The sequence below is a fragment of the Caballeronia sp. LZ034LL genome, assembly GCF_031451215.1.
In the GTDB taxonomy this organism is placed as follows: domain Bacteria; phylum Pseudomonadota; class Gammaproteobacteria; order Burkholderiales; family Burkholderiaceae; genus Caballeronia.
Genome location: NZ_JARUXR010000001.1, coordinates 1,181,121 through 1,196,648 on the forward strand (window position 1 = coordinate 1,181,121; position 15,528 = coordinate 1,196,648).

At 66.8% G+C, this 15,528-nt stretch carries 15 protein-coding genes; 7 read left to right on the forward strand and 8 right to left on the reverse strand.

Translation table 11 applies throughout. From position 1 onward, the window contains the following. Positions 1-19: 19 nt before the first annotated feature. The 3 genes from aceA to QCE83_RS05470 form a co-directional block, all read right to left on the reverse strand. Entirely contained in the window at positions 20-1,327 is a 1,308-nt protein-coding gene (aceA, locus tag QCE83_RS05460; RefSeq protein ID WP_309808041.1) for an isocitrate lyase, read from the reverse strand. A 396-nt stretch (positions 1,328-1,723) separates the two neighbouring features. Further along, entirely contained in the window at positions 1,724-3,388 is a 1,665-nt protein-coding gene (locus QCE83_RS05465; RefSeq protein ID WP_309808042.1) for a DEAD/DEAH box helicase, read from the reverse strand. 507 nt (positions 3,389-3,895) lie between these two features. Then, on the reverse strand, positions 3,896-4,165 hold the full coding sequence (locus tag QCE83_RS05470) for an acyl-CoA-binding protein (protein ID WP_309808043.1): 270 nt from the start codon (positions 4,163-4,165) through the stop codon (positions 3,896-3,898). 167 nt (positions 4,166-4,332) lie between these two features. Between QCE83_RS05470 and tsaB the strand changes: the two genes are divergently transcribed. The 4 genes from tsaB to QCE83_RS05490 are packed head-to-tail and all read left to right on the forward strand — an operon-like array spanning position 4,333 to position 7,571. Next, positions 4,333-5,151 (forward strand): tRNA (adenosine(37)-N6)-threonylcarbamoyltransferase complex dimerization subunit type 1 TsaB, encoded by an 819-nt coding sequence (gene tsaB / locus QCE83_RS05475; protein WP_309808044.1) that lies wholly within the window; start codon positions 4,333-4,335, stop codon positions 5,149-5,151. Further along, on the forward strand, positions 5,148-5,642 hold the full coding sequence (gene rimI / locus QCE83_RS05480; RefSeq protein ID WP_309808045.1) for a ribosomal protein S18-alanine N-acetyltransferase: 495 nt from the start codon (positions 5,148-5,150) through the stop codon (positions 5,640-5,642). Before tsaB ends, rimI begins: the two co-directional genes overlap by 4 nt. Further along, complete coding sequence (locus tag QCE83_RS05485) at positions 5,629-6,588, forward strand: uracil-DNA glycosylase (RefSeq protein WP_309808046.1); 960 nt, start codon at positions 5,629-5,631, stop codon at positions 6,586-6,588. Before rimI ends, QCE83_RS05485 begins: the two co-directional genes overlap by 14 nt. Further along, entirely contained in the window at positions 6,588-7,571 is a 984-nt protein-coding gene (locus QCE83_RS05490) for a DUF1853 family protein (RefSeq protein ID WP_309808047.1), read from the forward strand. Before QCE83_RS05485 ends, QCE83_RS05490 begins: the two co-directional genes overlap by 1 nt. Positions 7,572-7,595: 24 nt before the next feature. Here QCE83_RS05490 and thiD read toward each other — a convergent pair whose 3' ends face one another. The 4 genes from thiD to lplT are packed head-to-tail and all read right to left on the reverse strand — an operon-like array spanning position 7,596 to position 11,234. After that, positions 7,596-8,417, reverse strand: a complete 822-nt coding sequence (thiD, locus tag QCE83_RS05495) for a bifunctional hydroxymethylpyrimidine kinase/phosphomethylpyrimidine kinase (protein WP_309808048.1) — start codon at positions 8,415-8,417, stop codon at positions 7,596-7,598. 7 nt (positions 8,418-8,424) lie between these two features. Beyond that, complete coding sequence (gene thiE, locus QCE83_RS05500; protein WP_309811481.1) at positions 8,425-9,072, reverse strand: thiamine phosphate synthase; 648 nt, start codon at positions 9,070-9,072, stop codon at positions 8,425-8,427. After that, positions 9,072-9,890 carry a hydroxyethylthiazole kinase gene (thiM, locus tag QCE83_RS05505; protein ID WP_309808049.1) on the reverse strand — a complete coding sequence of 273 codons (819 nt, stop codon included), beginning with the start codon at positions 9,888-9,890 and terminating at the stop codon, positions 9,072-9,074. The genes thiE and thiM overlap by 1 nt, the downstream gene beginning before the upstream one ends. A 36-nt stretch (positions 9,891-9,926) precedes the next feature. Further along, a complete protein-coding gene (gene lplT / locus QCE83_RS05510) occupies positions 9,927-11,234 on the reverse strand; it encodes a lysophospholipid transporter LplT (RefSeq protein ID WP_309808050.1) in 1,308 nt (435 codons plus the stop codon). Between the two features lie 279 nt (positions 11,235-11,513). Here lplT and alr point away from each other — a divergent pair, with 279 nt between their 5' ends. From alr to QCE83_RS05525, 3 genes are all read left to right on the forward strand, one after another. Next, the gene (gene alr / locus QCE83_RS05515; protein WP_309808051.1) at positions 11,514-12,584 is read left to right on the forward strand and encodes an alanine racemase; all 1,071 of its coding nucleotides are present in this window, start codon (positions 11,514-11,516) and stop codon (positions 12,582-12,584) included. A 52-nt stretch (positions 12,585-12,636) separates the two neighbouring features. Next, on the forward strand, positions 12,637-14,022 hold the full coding sequence (gene radA, locus QCE83_RS05520; protein WP_309808052.1) for a DNA repair protein RadA: 1,386 nt from the start codon (positions 12,637-12,639) through the stop codon (positions 14,020-14,022). Between the two features lie 199 nt (positions 14,023-14,221). Continuing rightward, complete coding sequence (locus QCE83_RS05525; RefSeq protein WP_309808053.1) at positions 14,222-14,485, forward strand: DUF2866 domain-containing protein; 264 nt, start codon at positions 14,222-14,224, stop codon at positions 14,483-14,485. On the opposite strand, the gene QCE83_RS05530 is transcribed toward QCE83_RS05525, so the two are convergent. Continuing rightward, positions 14,482-15,519 (reverse strand): CaiB/BaiF CoA-transferase family protein, encoded by a 1,038-nt coding sequence (locus QCE83_RS05530; protein WP_309808054.1) that lies wholly within the window; start codon positions 15,517-15,519, stop codon positions 14,482-14,484. The two genes, QCE83_RS05525 and QCE83_RS05530, sit on opposite strands and share 4 nt — an antisense overlap. Positions 15,520-15,528 lie beyond the last annotated feature (9 nt).

Here is a 15,528-nt window from a genome sequence, read left to right on the forward strand (position 1 = left end):
GTGATGGTCGACGTGCAAGTCAGGCAACCTTCTTGTCGAAGAACTGCTCGTCTTCCGTCGAGCCGTGCAGCGCGGTGGTCGATGCGTCGCGCTCGACCGTCTGCGTGACCGCGTCGAAATAGCCGGTGCCCACTTCGCGCTGATGCTTGACCGCGGTGAAGCCCTTGTCGGCGGCGGCGAACTCGGCTTGCTGCAGTTCGACGAATGCGCTCATCTGCGAACGGGCATAGCCGTGCGCGAGGTTGAACATCGAGTAGTTCAGCGCGTGGAAGCCGGCGAGCGTGATGAACTGGAACTTGTAGCCCATCGCGCCGAGCTCGCGCTGGAACTTGGCGATGGTCGCGTCGTCGAGATTCTTCTTCCAGTTGAACGACGGCGAGCAGTTGTACGACAGCATCTTGCCCGGGAATTCCTTGTGGATCGCCTCGGCGAATTTCTTTGCGTATTCGAGGTCCGGCTTGCCCGTCTCGCACCACACGAGATCCGCGTAGGGTGCATAGGCGAGACCGCGCGACACCGCCTGCTCCAGGCCCGGCTTCGTGCGGAAGAAGCCTTCGACGGTGCGCTCGCCGGTGAGGAACGGCTTGTCGTTGTCGTCGATGTCGGAGGTGACGAGATCGGCGGCTTCGGCATCCGTGCGCGCAATCAGCAGCGTCGGCGTGCCGCAGACGTCGGCGGCGAGGCGCGCGGCCGTCAGCTTCGCGACGTTCTCGCGGGTCGGCACGAGCACCTTGCCGCCCATGTGGCCGCACTTCTTGACCGAAGCCAGCTGATCCTCGAAGTGCACGCCGGCCGCGCCGGCTTCGATCATCGCCTTCATCAGTTCGAACGCGTTGAGCACGCCGCCGAAACCGGCCTCGGCATCGGCCACGATCGGCGCGAAGTAGTCGAGGTAGCCTTCATCGCCCGGATTCTTGCCTTCCGACCACTGGATCTGGTCGGCGCGCGTGAGCGTGTTGTTGATGCGCTTGACGACGAGCGGCACCGAATTGGCCGGATACAGCGACTGATCCGGATACATTTCGCCCGCCACGTTGGCGTCGCCCGCCACTTGCCAGCCCGACAGATAGATGGCCTTCAGGCCGGCCTTGACCTGCTGCATCGCCTGATTGCCGGTCAGCGCGCCGAGCGCGTTGACGAACGGCTCTTCGTTGATCGACGCCCACAGCTTCTCCGCGCCACGCCGCGCGAGGGTGTGCTCCACCGGCACCGAGCCGCGCAGGCGCACGACGTCGTCCGCCGAGTAGCCGCGCTTGACGCCTTTCCAGCGCGGGTCGCTTTCCCATTGTTGATGGAGTTGCTGAGCGAGTTGTTGACGTGAGGTCATGGCGTTTCTCCTTGAGATTGGAATGAACGGCGATTCGTGAAGCGGTGATCTTTCTGGACTTGAGCTTGATACGCCGTGTCGGGCGCCGTGTGTTTGCTCAACTCTTATATAAGAGTCTAGGCAAACCGGGCCGCGCGAAACACCCCTTGCCACGAGAAACTACGAATATTTTTATCGTTCTTAATCAGTTGGTTAGGGACTTAATTCCGCAATTTGAAATGGCTTTTTCTATGTTGCAACGCGCGAATTTGTGCCGCGCAGCACATCTTTTGCGACGCAAAAGGCCATTGCGCATCGTGAAATATGGCGACAAGACGAAAAAAAACCGATGCACAGGGCATCGGTTTTCTGGTGAAGCAGGAAGCGGCGCCTAGCCGCTTCCTGTCAGACGAGGGCTTAGCTGCCGCGGCGCGGTGCGCGCGGGCCGTCGTTACGGCGTGCGCTGTAGCCGTCGCGCGAGCCATAGCCGCCTTCGCCGCGATTGCCGCCACGATAACCGCCATCGCTGTTGCCGCCACGATAACCACCGTCGCTGTTGCCACCGCGATAGCCGCCTTCGCTGTTGCCGCCGCGATAACCGCCTTCACGCGAGCCGGCATTCGACTTGTTGCCGTAGCCGCTGGCGTTGCTCGGGCCGTAGCCACGGCCGCTGCTGCTGCCGCCGCCATTGCCGAAGCGTCGGCCGCCACCGCCGTTGCCGCCCGGACGGCCGCGGCCGCCGCCGAAACCGCCCTTCGGCGGGCTCTTGCGCGGCTCGAAGCCGACCACGACATTCACCGGCAGCGGCGCACGCACGAAACGCTCGATGCGCTTGAGCGCGCCCATTTCGGCGTAATGCACGAGGCTGACTGCGGTGCCGCTGCGGCCCGCGCGGCCAGTGCGGCCGATGCGGTGCACGTAGTCTTCGGCGAACTTCGGCAGGTCGTAGTTGAAGACGTGCGTGATGCCCGGAATGTCGATGCCGCGAGCCGCGACGTCGGTGGCCACCAGCACGCGCACGCGGCGCTCGCGCAGCGCGCGGATGGTGCGGTTGCGCGCGCCTTGCGGCAGGTCGCCGTGCAGCGCGGCGGATTCGAAGCCGGCATCGGCGAGACGGTTGGCGATCAGGTCGGCGTCGCTCTTGGTCGCCGTGAAGACGATCGCCTGGTCCAGCGCGTCGTCGCGCAGCAGGTGATCGAGCAGGCGGTCCTTGTGATCGCGGTCATCCACATAGTGCACCGTCTGCGCGATGTTGCTCTTCGCTTCGAGCTTCTGGACGATCTCGATGCGCTCCGGATCCTTCAGCAGGCGGCCGGTCAGCGAGCTGATCTTGCCGTCGATGGTGGCCGAGAACAGCAGCGTCTGGCGCGAGGCGGGCGTGGCGTCGACGATCGTCTCGATGTCTTCGATGAAGCCCATGTCGAGCATGCGGTCGGCTTCGTCGAGCACGAGCATGTTCAGTTCGGACAGGTCGATGCGGCCGCGCTCGAGGTGATCGATCAGGCGGCCCGGCGTGGCGACGAGAATCTCGGGGTTCTTCGCGAGCAGCATCAATTGCTGACCATACGCGACACCGCCGAGGATGCTGACGGTGCGCAGGCGGCGCAGGTGCTTGCCGTAGGTGGAAGCAGCGGTCGAGACTTGCATCGCGAGTTCGCGGGTGGGCGTCAACACGAGCAGCTTCGGACGCGCGATCGGCTGCGGACGACGGCCGCGCGGGGCGTTCGGGTCACGCGGTTCGCGCGGTTGCTGGGCTTCCAGCTTCTGCATCTGCGAGAACTTCTCGATGGCGGGCAGCATGAACGCAGCCGTCTTGCCCGAACCGGTCGGGCTGGAGACGAGCAGGTCGCGGCCGGCGAGCGCGGCGGGAATCGCGCGCTGCTGCACGGGCGTCGGGCTGGCGTAGCCCGCGGCGGTCAATGCGGAAACGATGTCGGCCGAAAGACCGAGCGATTCGAAACTGGGGCCGGTGGGCACGTCGGCTGCCGGAGCGGCTGCGGCGACGGGCGCGTCGGTGGTGGGGGTGAGGCCAATGTCTGCTGCGAGGTTGTCCAACGGGCTAGCGGTGAAGCTCGAAGTCATGTCGATCCTTGAAACGAGGAATAAGGCGTCGGCGCCAATCGGCATACCCAAGTCGTTGGATTCAGCGAGCGAAAAAACAGCGAGCAAATCGAAAAACGAAGGTCACTCACGCGAACGGGCGGTGAGTCTCTTTGTTAGAAGCTGTATCGGATACGGCAGGCCCGTTCGGCCGGAACCGAGCGATGGGCGCTGACGTCAGCCTGATGCATGACGGGCCGGGGACACTGACTGCGTGCAAAGCAACGCAAAACGGCCTAGCAGGGAGGGGACAGTTTCTAAACTGGATTGGAGCGAAACGCTACGATGTGCCTTGCTGCAAGAGGCCTGGCTGAAAAGCCGGGCAGCCGCCGCAGGACACAGAAACGCGAGTATATAGGAGTTTGCTGCACCGCGCCAGATCATGACGCCGTTTTGGCGCATTCGCGCGCCAGGGCCGGGCATGACAGACGCAGTGCGGTTCGTTTCGGGGAATCGGCGCGCCTGAATGACGCATCAATCCGCGCAGGCTCAGGCCGCTTCGCCGCGTTTCAACGATTCGACGAGTTCGACGTAGCGCGCCTTGGCTTCGTCGGCGGGCGTGCCTTTCAGCGCTTCCCACGCTTCGAACTTGAACTTGCCGGCGATGTCGGTGAAGCCGGGCTTTTCGCCCTGGATGTCGCCCAGGCTGCCTTGCTTGAAGAGCGCATACAGGCGCAGCAGCGTGAGATTGCCGGGCCGCTCGGGCAACTCGGTGACGTCGGTTTGGGCCTGCGCGAATTGCTGCTCGATGTCGGTCATGCGTGCTCCATTCGGGTTGAAAAGGCTGCGGTCGATCTTAACAAGCGACGCGCGCTCTGCCTGTCGAGGCATTCTTCGAACCGAGCACGCCTTCCAGACGCGCGCGACATCTGCCGTGAGCGTCGATGGCGCGAAACCGGCGCAGGTGTCGCATTACAATACCGGCTATGACACGCACCGCCTCAAGTACAGCCGGTACAGCACGTACAGCCCTGCTGGCTCTCGACACATCGACCGAGTTCTGCTCAGTCGCGCTGTTACTCGCCGATTCCGCTTCTCCTTCCCCTGACACCGCCATCCCGTCCGTCGCGCCGCAGTATGCGAGCGGCGCGGTGCGCGCCTGGTTCCGCCACGAGGCTACCGGCGCGGTGTCCAGCACGCGCCTGCTGCCTGCGGTGCGCGAGCTGTTCGACGACGCGGGCGTGGCACTCGCCGATTGCGGCGCCATCGCGTTCGGCGCGGGTCCGGGGTCGTTCACCGGTCTGCGCACGGCAACGGGCGTCGCACAGGGACTGGCGTTCGGACTGAATGTGCCGGTGGTGCCGGTGAGCACGCTGCTCGCCTGCGCCGAAGCGGCGCGCCTGCACGATCCCGCCGCGCCGCAGCGCGTGCTCGCCGCGCTCGATGCGCGCATGGACGAGGTCTATTGGGCCGACTACGCCTACGACGCCGCGTCGGACGAGTGGCGCACGCTGCATGCGGCCGCGCTCGATGCGCCCGGCGCGCTCGCGCTGCCCGATGTGCCGTTCACGCTCGCCGGCAACGCCGCGGCGGCTTTCGACGAGCGGCTGCCGGCGCTTGCCGCCGCCGCGCACGTGGATCGCGAGGCGCTGCCGCATGCGTTGCCCGTTGCGCTGCTCGGCTTGCGGGCGTGGCGCGCGGGCCGCACCGTCGCGCCCGAACACGCGGCGCCGGAATACGTGCGCGACAAGGTCGCGCAGACCACGGCCGAGCGCATGCGGGCCCGCGAGGAGGCGCTGCGGTGAGCGGCGTGCTGCTGGCGGACCGGTATCTCACGCCGATGACCGAAGCCGACCTCGACGAAGTCGCCGCGGTCGAGAAACTCGCCTATGAGTTTCCGTGGAGCCGCGGCAATTTCCAGGATTCCTTGCGCAACGGTTATTACGGCGTCTGCCTGCGGCATGTGACGGGCACGCTGATCGGCTATTGCGTGCTGATGCCGGTCGTCGACGAAATGCATCTGCTGAACCTATGTGTCGCGCCGGCGGCGCAGCGCGCGGGCGCGGGGCTCACGCTGCTGCGCGAGGCGGTGCGCATCACGCGCTCCGAGAAGCTCGAAGGCGTGCTGCTCGAAGTGCGGCCGTCCAATCCGCGCGCCATCCAGCTATACGAACGCTTCGGCTTTACCGCCATCGGGCGCCGCAAGAACTATTACCCCGCGCGGCATCGCTCGCGCGAGGACGCAATCGTCATGCGTCTGTCGTTTTCGAAGGAGAGTGCGCATGGCGCTCGATGAATCGCTGATCGAAGAGCTCGGAATCGGACCGGTGTGGGTCCGGCGCGCGGCGGCCACGGCGTCTGCCATGCAGGCGGACGCGCCCGAAGTGCAGGCAACGGCTGCGGCGGTTGCGGAAGCGCCGCCCGTCACGGAGCGCGTGGAAGCGCGTGCCGCGTCGCCCCGGCCCGAAGCCGCGCAACCGAAAGCCGAGCAGCCGGAAGCGCCGTCCGCCTCCGACCTCCCGCCGCTCGACGCCTACGACGATCTCCCCTGGGCCGACGAAGCGCCCGCCGCCCCCGAACCCGCGCTGGCCGACGCCCCCGGCGACCGCGACATCGCCACGCTCGACTGGGATGCGCTCGCCGACCGTGTCTCGAACTGCCAGCGTTGCCGCTTGTGCGAGCGGCGCACGAACACGGTCTTCGGCGTCGGCGATCGCGAGGCGGACTGGATGCTGATCGGCGAGGCGCCGGGCGAGAACGAGGACAAGCAGGGCGAGCCGTTCGTCGGCCAGGCGGGCAAACTGCTCGACAACATGCTGCGCGCGCTCACGCTGTCGCGCGTGTCGAATGTCTATATCGCCAACGTGATCAAGTGCCGTCCGCCCGGCAATCGCAATCCCGAGCCCGATGAAGTCGCGCGCTGCGAGCCGTATCTGCAACGGCAGGTCGCACTGGTGAAGCCGAAGGTCATCGTCGCGATGGGACGCTTCGCCGCGCAGAGCCTCCTCAAGAGCGACGCCAGCATTGCGTCGCTGCGCGGCCGCGTGCACGAATATGAGGGCGTGCCGGTGATCGTCACGTATCACCCGGCTTATCTGCTGCGCAGTCTGCAGGACAAGTCGAAGGCCTGGGCTGATCTCTGTCTCGCGCGCGCGACCCATCGCGACGCGCTCGCGGCGCTCGGCGTCGAGCCCGGCGCCGGCCAAGGCGCGCGGCAAGCATCGGGGAAGGGCGGCCGCTGATGGCGGTCACGGCGAGCGAACTGACGCGCCTCGTCGAACGTTTCGACGACGTCACCGTGCGCGACCTCGCCTGGCTGCTGTTCGCGCCGGATCTGTTGAGCGGCGCGGACGCGGAACTGGCGCAGCCGGTCGCGTCCGCCGCCGAATACGACGCGACGCTCGCCTGGCTCACGCAACTCGACACCGCGCCGCAGAGCCTGCATGAACACGCACGCGATCCGCGCTTCACCCGTCTCGGCATCTACGCGGAAAGCCTGCTGCGCTACTTTCTCGTCCATGGGCCGGCGGCGCGTCTCGTCGCGGCGAACGTGCCGGTGCGGCGCCAGCGTCAGACCATCGGCGAATGCGACTTCCTGCTCGAAGCCGCGAACGGCGCGAAGCTGCACTGGGAACTGGCGGTGAAGTTCTATCTGCATATCGGCGACGGCTCGGGCGACACCGCCTCTGCCGCGCGGTTGTCCGATTATGTCGGCCCGAACCTGCAGGATCGCTTCGATCTCAAGCACGCCCGTCTGCTCACGCATCAGCTCGGGCTGACCGCGCGCGCCGAATTCGCGACGCTCGGCTTCGACGGACCCTGGCGCGCGCAATCCTTCATCAAGGGCCGGCTCTTCTATCACGGCCTGCATGCCGAGGCGGTCATCCCCGCGCCGGAGATCGGCGCAAACCATGTGCGCGGCTGGTGGCTGACGGCGTCGGAGTGGCGGGAGGCGCGTGCCGCGTCTTCGCACGGCGAACGCGCCTGGGTCGTGCAGCCGCGCATGGCGTGGCTCGCGTCGCGCCAAATCGATGCAGCGGCCGCCGACGCGCTCGTGGCCGAATCGGAAGAAATCGCCCTGCGCCTCGCGCACGTCGCGACGCCGACGATGATCGCCACCTACGCGCGCACCGAAGCGGAAGGCTGGGTCGAGGAATCGCGCGGGTTCATCGTGCCGGACGGATGGCCGGACGCCGCGCGCGCCTTCGCCCGGCAGGCAGTCTGACTCACACGTCAATCAAGACGCGACTCACCACCAGCGAAAGAAATGATGCACCGGCCCGACGCCGTGGCCGACGTCGAGTTGCCCGCTCGCCTCGATTGCGCCGGTCAGGTAGCGCTTGGCCTCCGAGGTGGCGCTCGCCAGGTCGCCGCTGTGCGCCAGCAAGGCGGCGATCGCCGACGACAGCGTGCAGCCCGTGCCATGCGTGTTCCTGAGCGGCACGCGCACGCCGCCGAGCCGCAGCGCGCCATGTTCCTCGATGAGCCAGTCCGGACTTTCCGTCGAGGCCAGATGGCCGCCTTTCATCAGCACGGCCTGCGCGCCGAGCGCGCGCAGCGCTTCGCCTTGACGGACCATCGCGTCTTCGTCGGCGGCGGATTCGGTGCCGAGCAGCGCGGCCGCTTCCGGCAGATTCGGCGTGACGAGCGTCGCGAGCGGCAGCAGTTCATCGCGCAACGCGGCGACGGCTTCCGGCGCCAGCAACGCGTGATGGCTTTTCGAGATCATCACGGTATCGAGCACGACATGCTTCGGCCGGTAACGCCGCAATGCGTCGGCGACCGCGCGCACGATGCCCGCGTTCGCCAGCATGCCGATCTTGACCGCGTCGATGCGGATGTCGTCGAACACGGCGTCCAGCTGCGCGCCGATGAACGACGGCTCCGGCGCATGGACCGCCGTGACGCCCCGCGTGTTCTGCGCGGTCAGCGCCGTGATGACGCTCGCACCGTACGCGCCGAGCGCGGAGAAGGCCTTGAGATCGGCCTGGATGCCCGCGCCGCCGCCCGAGTCGGAACCGGCGATCGTGAGCACGTTGGGAATGGTTTGCTTGGCGGACAGGTCGGACATGGCGGATTCAGGTTGGAGCGCGGGCGATCGTGGCGCGCAGGGCCGCCGCGGCTGCACGCGGATCCGCGGCCCGGCAGAGCGCCGATACGACGGCCAGGCCGGCGGGCCGGGCGCGCAGCACGTCGGCGGCGTTGTGCGTCTGAATGCCGCCGATCGCCACGGTCGGAAAACGCGCGGCGGCGCGGATGGCCGCGAGGCCGTCGATGCCGCATGGCGTGGACGCGTCGGTCTTGGTCGGCGTCGCGTAGACCGGCCCCGCGCCGAGATAATCGATGACGCCGGCGAGCGCGTCGGCTGCGGCGGTCTCCTCGAGATTCGATACCGACAGCCCGATCAGCGCATCCGGCCCGAGCATGTCCCGGACGACGGCGGCCGGCAGGTCGCGCTGGCCGACATGCACGCCATCGGCGCCGACTGCCAGCGCGACATCGACGTGATCGTTGATGACGAAGGGCACGCCGTGCGCGCGCGTCAGCGGCAGTATGTCTCGCGCCAAGTCGAACCACGCGCGCTTGTGCCACTCGGGCGCGCGCAGCTGCACGAGCGTTGCGCCGCCCTCGAGCGCCGCGCGCGCGACCTGCACGGCCGCGTCGTGGCCGCCGCATTGCACCGGATCGAGCACGAGGTACAGCGACAGGTCGAAGCCGGTGCGCATCATCGGCTCGCGATGACGTCGCGCTGCATGAGCGTCTGGCCGAACGTGGCCTGATCGAGCGATGCGAGCCGGTCCAGATACGCGACCGCGAAGCTGCCGGGCAGGGCGGCGTCGCGCGCGGCGAGTTCGCCGGCGATGGTCGAATACGCGACGGCGGCCACCGTGGCGGCCCAGAACTCGCTGGGATCGGACGCCGTGCCGACGAACGCCGCGACCGTCGCCGACAGCGCGCAGCCAACGCCTGTCACGCGCGTCATCAAGGGCGAGCCGTTCGAGAGCGCGATCACGCGGCGGCCATCGGTCACGTAGTCGGTCTGGCCCGTCACGGCAACCACGGCCTGCGTCTTGAGCGCGAGGATCTGGGCGGCATCGAGGGCGGCGTCGGTGGCGGCGGTGCTGTCGACGCCGCGTCCGCTTGCCGCGCCGCCCGACAGGCTGATGATCTCGGAAGCGTTGCCACGGATGACGGCAGGTCTGGCATCGAGCAGGTCGAGCGCGAAATCAGTGCGGAACGAGAGCGGCCCGACCGCGACGGGATCGAGGATCCACGGCGTGCGCGCGTCGTTGGCGGCATGCACGGCGGCGCGGATTGCGCGCGTCTGGGGCACGTCGAGCGTGCCGAGATTGACCGACAGCGCCTGCGCGATGGGCGCGAATTCCGCGACTTCCTCGCGCGCGACGACCATCGCCGGAGCCGCGCCGAGCGCCAGCAGCACGTTGGCCGTGAAGTTGGTGACGACGAGATTCGTCAGGCAATGCACCAGCGGGGCGCGCTCGCGCACACGGGAAACGAAGGCGTAGAGGTCGGCGGCGAGCATGAGGGGATGTCGATGAAGCGGCGCGTCAGTGACGCATCAGTGCCGCGCCTCGCCGATCAGCGCGACTGAATCGAACGCGCGCTGGTTGGCCTGATGCCGGCGCATCACAAAATACATCATGAGGCAGACGAACGAGCCGAACATGACGATGACGAACTGGATCGGCATGTCGAGCCAGACGAGCACCGCGTACAGGCACAGCATGACGAGCACGGAGAGGTTCTCGTTGAAGTTCTGCACGGCGATGGAATGGCCCGCCGACAGCAGCACGTGCCCGCGATGCTGGAGCAGCGCGTTCATCGGCACGACAAAGAAGCCCGACAGTCCGCCGACCACCATCAGGAACAGATAGGCGATCAGCAGGTAGCCCGGGAAGTGCAGCTTGCCGAAGTAGATGCCCCAGTGCGCCGGAAACAGGTGGCGGGTGTAAAACGCCATCAGCATGACGGCGATGCCCATCATGATGCCGACCGGCAGCACCGAGAGCGAGCGCTTGAGCGGCACGCGGGCCGCCGCCAGCACGGCGCCGACCGCCACGCCGACCGCGATCACGGCCTGCAGGATGGCCGCCTGCGAGAGCGTCATGCCGAGCGAAACTTCGGCCCACTTCAGTACGATAAATTGCAAGGTAGCGCCCGCGCCCCAGAAGAGCGTCGTGACGGCCAGCGAAATCTGCCCGAGCTTGTCGCGCCAGAGGATCAGGAAGCAGTCGGCGAAATCGGTGATGAGCTTGAGCGGCCGCGTTTCCTGTTTCGGATAGCGCGCGCCGGTGTCGGGAATGCGCAGGTTGAACATCGCGGCGATCACGTACATCAGCATGATGACGAGCATCGCAGCTTCGGCGGGCGTATGGATGCGCGGAATGTGCAGCGACAGCAGATGACTCGCGATATGCGGACTGATGAGCGCGCCGCCCATCACGGTGCCGAGGATGATCGAGCCGACCGTCGTGCCTTCGATCCAGCCGTTCGCCGCCACGAGACGGTCGGGCGGCAGGAGTTCGGTAAGAATGCCGTATTTGGCGGGCGAGTAGGCGGCGGCGCCGAAGCCGACGATGCCGTAAGCAAGCAGCGGATGCGCGCCGAACAGCATGGTGATGCAGCCGACCACCTTGATGGAGTTGGTCACGAACATCACGTGACCCTTGGGCCGGGAATCCGCGAAGGCGCCGACGAAGGCCGCGAGCACCACGTACGAGAGGACGAAGAACAGCTTGAGCAGCGGCGTCATCCAGTTCGGGGCGTGAAGATCTTTCAGCAGTGCAATGGCAGCGATCAGTAAAGCGTTGTCGGCCAGCGATGAGAAAAACTGCGCGGCCATGATGGTGTAAAAACCTTTTTTCATCTGATCCGAAGCTTTCCTCACTGCGGGTGATCCGCCCCGGGCACGTCGTGTGTGACCGGGCTTATGCCTTTCGAAATGGGTTGTGCGCACGGCTTTATAACACGAAAATAGATGCATTCTGACTAGCAGTAATCTCGATGACGTGCGAAATGGCACGCCCGTCCCGAAGATTCGTCATAACTTACTGATTCGCAAGGCGCCTCTGCGGCGCAGCGGGATGCATCCTGCTGGCGTATGCTCGCCGTTCCGGCCGCCTTCATCGCCTTCAACCAGACACTCATGCCGCGCCCCCTATCCGCAACCATCCACACCGCCGCACTCGCCAACAATCTCGCTATTGCCCGTAAGTTCGCGCCGAAATCCAAGATCTGGGCCGTGGTCAAGGCCAATGCGTATGGCCATGGTCTTGCCCGGGCGTTCCCGGGATTGCGCGCGACGGACGGCTTTGGGCTTCTCGACCTCGAAGAAGCCGCGAAGTTGCGTGAATTGGGCTGGGCGGGGCCGATTCTTTTGCTCGAAGGCTTTTTCCGCCCGACTGACATCGATGTCATCGACCGCTACAGCCTGACCACCGCGATCCATTGCGACGAGCAATTGCGCATGCTGGAAATGGCGCGGCTCTCGAAGCCCGTCAACGTCCAGCTCAAGATGAACAGCGGCATGAACCGCCTGGGCTACCGGCCGGAAAAGTATCGCGCGGCGTGGGAGCGGGCGCGGGCGTGCCAGGGCATCGGCCAGATCACGCTGATGACCCATTTCTCCGATGCCGACGGCCCGCGCGGCGTCGCTCATCAGCTCGAAGCCTTCGAGCGCGGCGCCGAGGGCATCGCCGGCGCGCGCAGCCTGTCCAATTCGGCGGCGCTGCTGTGGCACAAGGACGCGCATTTCGACTGGGTGCGGCCCGGCATCATGCTGTACGGCGCATCGCCGTCGGGCGTGACCGCGGATATTTCCTCGATCGGACTCAAGCCCGCCATGACGCTGCAATCCGAGCTGATCGCCGTGCAGACGGTCGATGCGGGCAGCAGCATCGGTTATGGCTCGACTTTCACGGCGGGGCAGTCGATGCGCGTCGGCGTGGTCGCGTGCGGTTATGCGGACGGCTACCCGCGCGTGGCGCCGGAGGGCACGCCGGTGATCGTCGACGGCGTGCGCACGAAGCTCGTCGGCCGCGTCTCGATGGACATGCTCACCGTCGATCTCACGCCCTGCCCGAACGCGGGCGTCGGCGCGCGCGTCGAGCTGTGGGGCCCGCACCTGCCGATCGACGACGTCGCCGGCGCGGCGGGCACGATCGGCTACGAGCTCATGTGCGCGATCGCGCAGCGCGTGCCGGTGCGCGCGGAATGACGCGTTGCTGACACGGCAACCCGAATGACTCCAGAACAAGGCAAGGCACTCAGTGGCAAAAGCAGCAAAGGCGAAGACGCTCTTTACGTGTAGCGAATGCGGCGGACAGTCGCCGAAATGGACGGGCCAGTGCGCCGCGTGCGGGGCCTGGAACACGCTGGTGGAAACCGTGGAGCAGGCGCCCTCGGCGCATCGCTTCCAGGCGCTGGCAAAGAGCTCGGCGGTGCGCAAGCTGGCGGACATCGAGGCCGCCGACGTACCGCGTTTCACCACCGGCGTCGGTGAATTCGACCGCGTGCTGGGCGGCGGCCTGGTGCCGGGCGGCGTCGTGCTGATTGGCGGCGATCCGGGCATCGGCAAGTCCACGCTTTTGCTGCAGTCGCTCGCCGAAATCGCACGCGAGCGGCCCGCGCTGTATGTGAGCGGCGAGGAATCCGGCGCGCAGATCGCGTTGCGGGCGCAGCGGCTGGGGCTGATCGGCGGCGCGAGTGGCGCTGGCGACCTGGCGCTGCTCGCGGAAATCCAGCTCGAAAAGATCCAGGCGACCATCGACGAGCAACGGCCCGAAGTCGCCGTGATCGACTCCATCCAGACCATCTACTCCGAAGCGCTGACCTCGGCGCCCGGTTCGGTCGCGCAGGTGCGCGAGTGCGCGGCGCAACTGACGCGCATCGCGAAGCAGACCGGCACGGCGATCATCATGGTCGGCCACGTGACCAAGGAAGGCAGTCTCGCGGGGCCGCGCGTGCTGGAACATATCGTCGATACCGTGCTGTACTTCGAGGGCGACACGCATTCGTCGTTCAGGCTCGTGCGCGCGTTCAAGAACCGCTTCGGCGCGGTCAACGAGCTCGGCGTGTTCGCGATGACGGAGAAGGGTTTGCGCGGCGTCGCCAATCCTTCAGCGCTGTTTCTCTCGCAGCACGAGCAGAGCGTCTCGGGCTCGTGCGTGCTGGTGACGCAGGAAGGCTCGCGGCCCTTGCTGGTGGAAGTGCAGGCGCTGGTCGATACCGCCCACGTGCCCAATCCGCGCCGTCTTGCCGTGGGCCTGGAGCAGAACCGTCTGGCGCTGTTGCTCGCGGTGCTACACCGGCACGCGGGCATTGCGTGCTTCGACCAGGACGTGTTCCTCAACGCGGTCGGCGGGGTGAAGATCACCGAGCCGGCGGCCGATCTGGCCGTGCTGCTCGCCATTCACTCGTCGCTGCGCAACAAGCCGCTGCCCAAGGGGCTCATCACCTTCGGCGAAGTCGGGCTGGCCGGCGAGATCCGGCCGTCGCCGCGCGGCCAGGACCGTCTGAAGGAAGCCGCCAAGCTCGGGTTTTCGGTCGCGCTGATTCCGAAGGCGAATGCGCCGAAACAGGCGATCGACGGACTCAAGGTGGTGGCGGTGGACCGCATCGAGGAAGCGATCGACCGGGTGCGCGATCTCGAATAGCGCCTCGCGTAGTCCGCGCCCGGCATGCGGCATGAAAACGCAATGATCGGGCCCCTCGTAACGCCTCGTAAAAATGTCGTTGCGCAATGTAACCCAACTCGCGCGCGCTTTTCTTATCCTTCCAGTGCTACGGACCCGGCCAACCTCGCTCGCGCCTCTCAAGAAGCGAGGTGACTGGAAGGATCGAGAGGACCACGCTTTGAAACACCTGAAATCTACCCGGCCGAAGCCCGCGTTCCATCTGCGCGGATGCCGCGTCTCCGCGCCGCTGCAACAGCCGTGGGGCAGCGGTTGCAGGATCGTGGAATGGATCGACGAGCACGGCCAGATTTCGCGCCGCGCCGTTGCCGCCGATGTCACCGAAGACGAAGTGGTCGCCACCATCCGCAAGCATGTGACCGGCCGCAAGCACGTGCTGGTGGATGACGAACGCGAGCCGCGCCAGGTTCTGCCCCGCCGCTAGTCCGGCGTCTGGCCCACTGGCGCTGCAAAGAGGGGATGCACGGCCGCTTCGGCGGGAGTGAGCACTGGCGCGACACAGCAATCGAGCGGCTCCAGCAACGCCATCCATTCGTCGCGCGTGCGCTCGCGAAAGCATGCCGCGAGTTCCGCCGACAGTTCCGCCGCGTCCACGCCACCGATTGCCTGCCCGAGACTCCAGTGACGGCCGGCCCAGTCCGGGCGGCCAAGCGTTGCGCACAGCGTCTGCCAGAATTTCAGTTCGAGCGCGCCGACGGCAATGAAGCGTTCATCGCGCGTGCGATACACGTCGTAACAAGGTACGCCGCCGTTCAGCAAGCCCGCGCCGGCGCGCGTGGCCGCGGGGTCTTCATTGGTGAGTGCGATGTGGGCCATCACGTTGTGGGCGTGCATGGCGTGCGTCATCGATACGTCGATGCGCCTTCCCGCGCCGCCGCGCGCCACCTGCCACGCTGCCGCGAGCATTTCCGTCACTGCAGTCAACGCGCCGCCGAGCAGGTCGGCCAGCTGGAAATTCGGTGCGATGGGCGTGCCGTCGCGGGCCGCGAGTTGATCGAGCACGCCCGCGTAGGCGATGTAGTTCAGGTCGTGACCGGCCTTGTGCGCGAACGGTCCCTCGGCGCCGAAGCCCGTGATCGCGCAATAGACGAGCTTCGGATTGACCACGCGCAGCACGTCGTAGCCCACGCCCAGCCGTGTCATGACCGCGGGCCGGAAGCTTTCCACCAGAATGTCCGCGTCGCGCGCCAGTTCGATCAGTTGGGCGCGGCCTTCCGGCGTTTTCAGATCCAGCGTGAGCTGCCGTTTGCCGCGATTGACGATGCGATAGAACGCACTCGGCACGCCGCGCGCGCGGTCGGCGGGGCTTTGCAGCATCGTGCGCGCGTAGTCGCCTTCACCCGGCGGTTCGATCTTGAGGACGTCGGCGCCGAGTTCCGCCAGCCGCAGCGTAGCGACGGGTCCGGGCAGAAGCCGCGTCAGGTCGAGGACGCGCAGGCCGGTAAGTGCAGGCGTCACGTGGCGGGT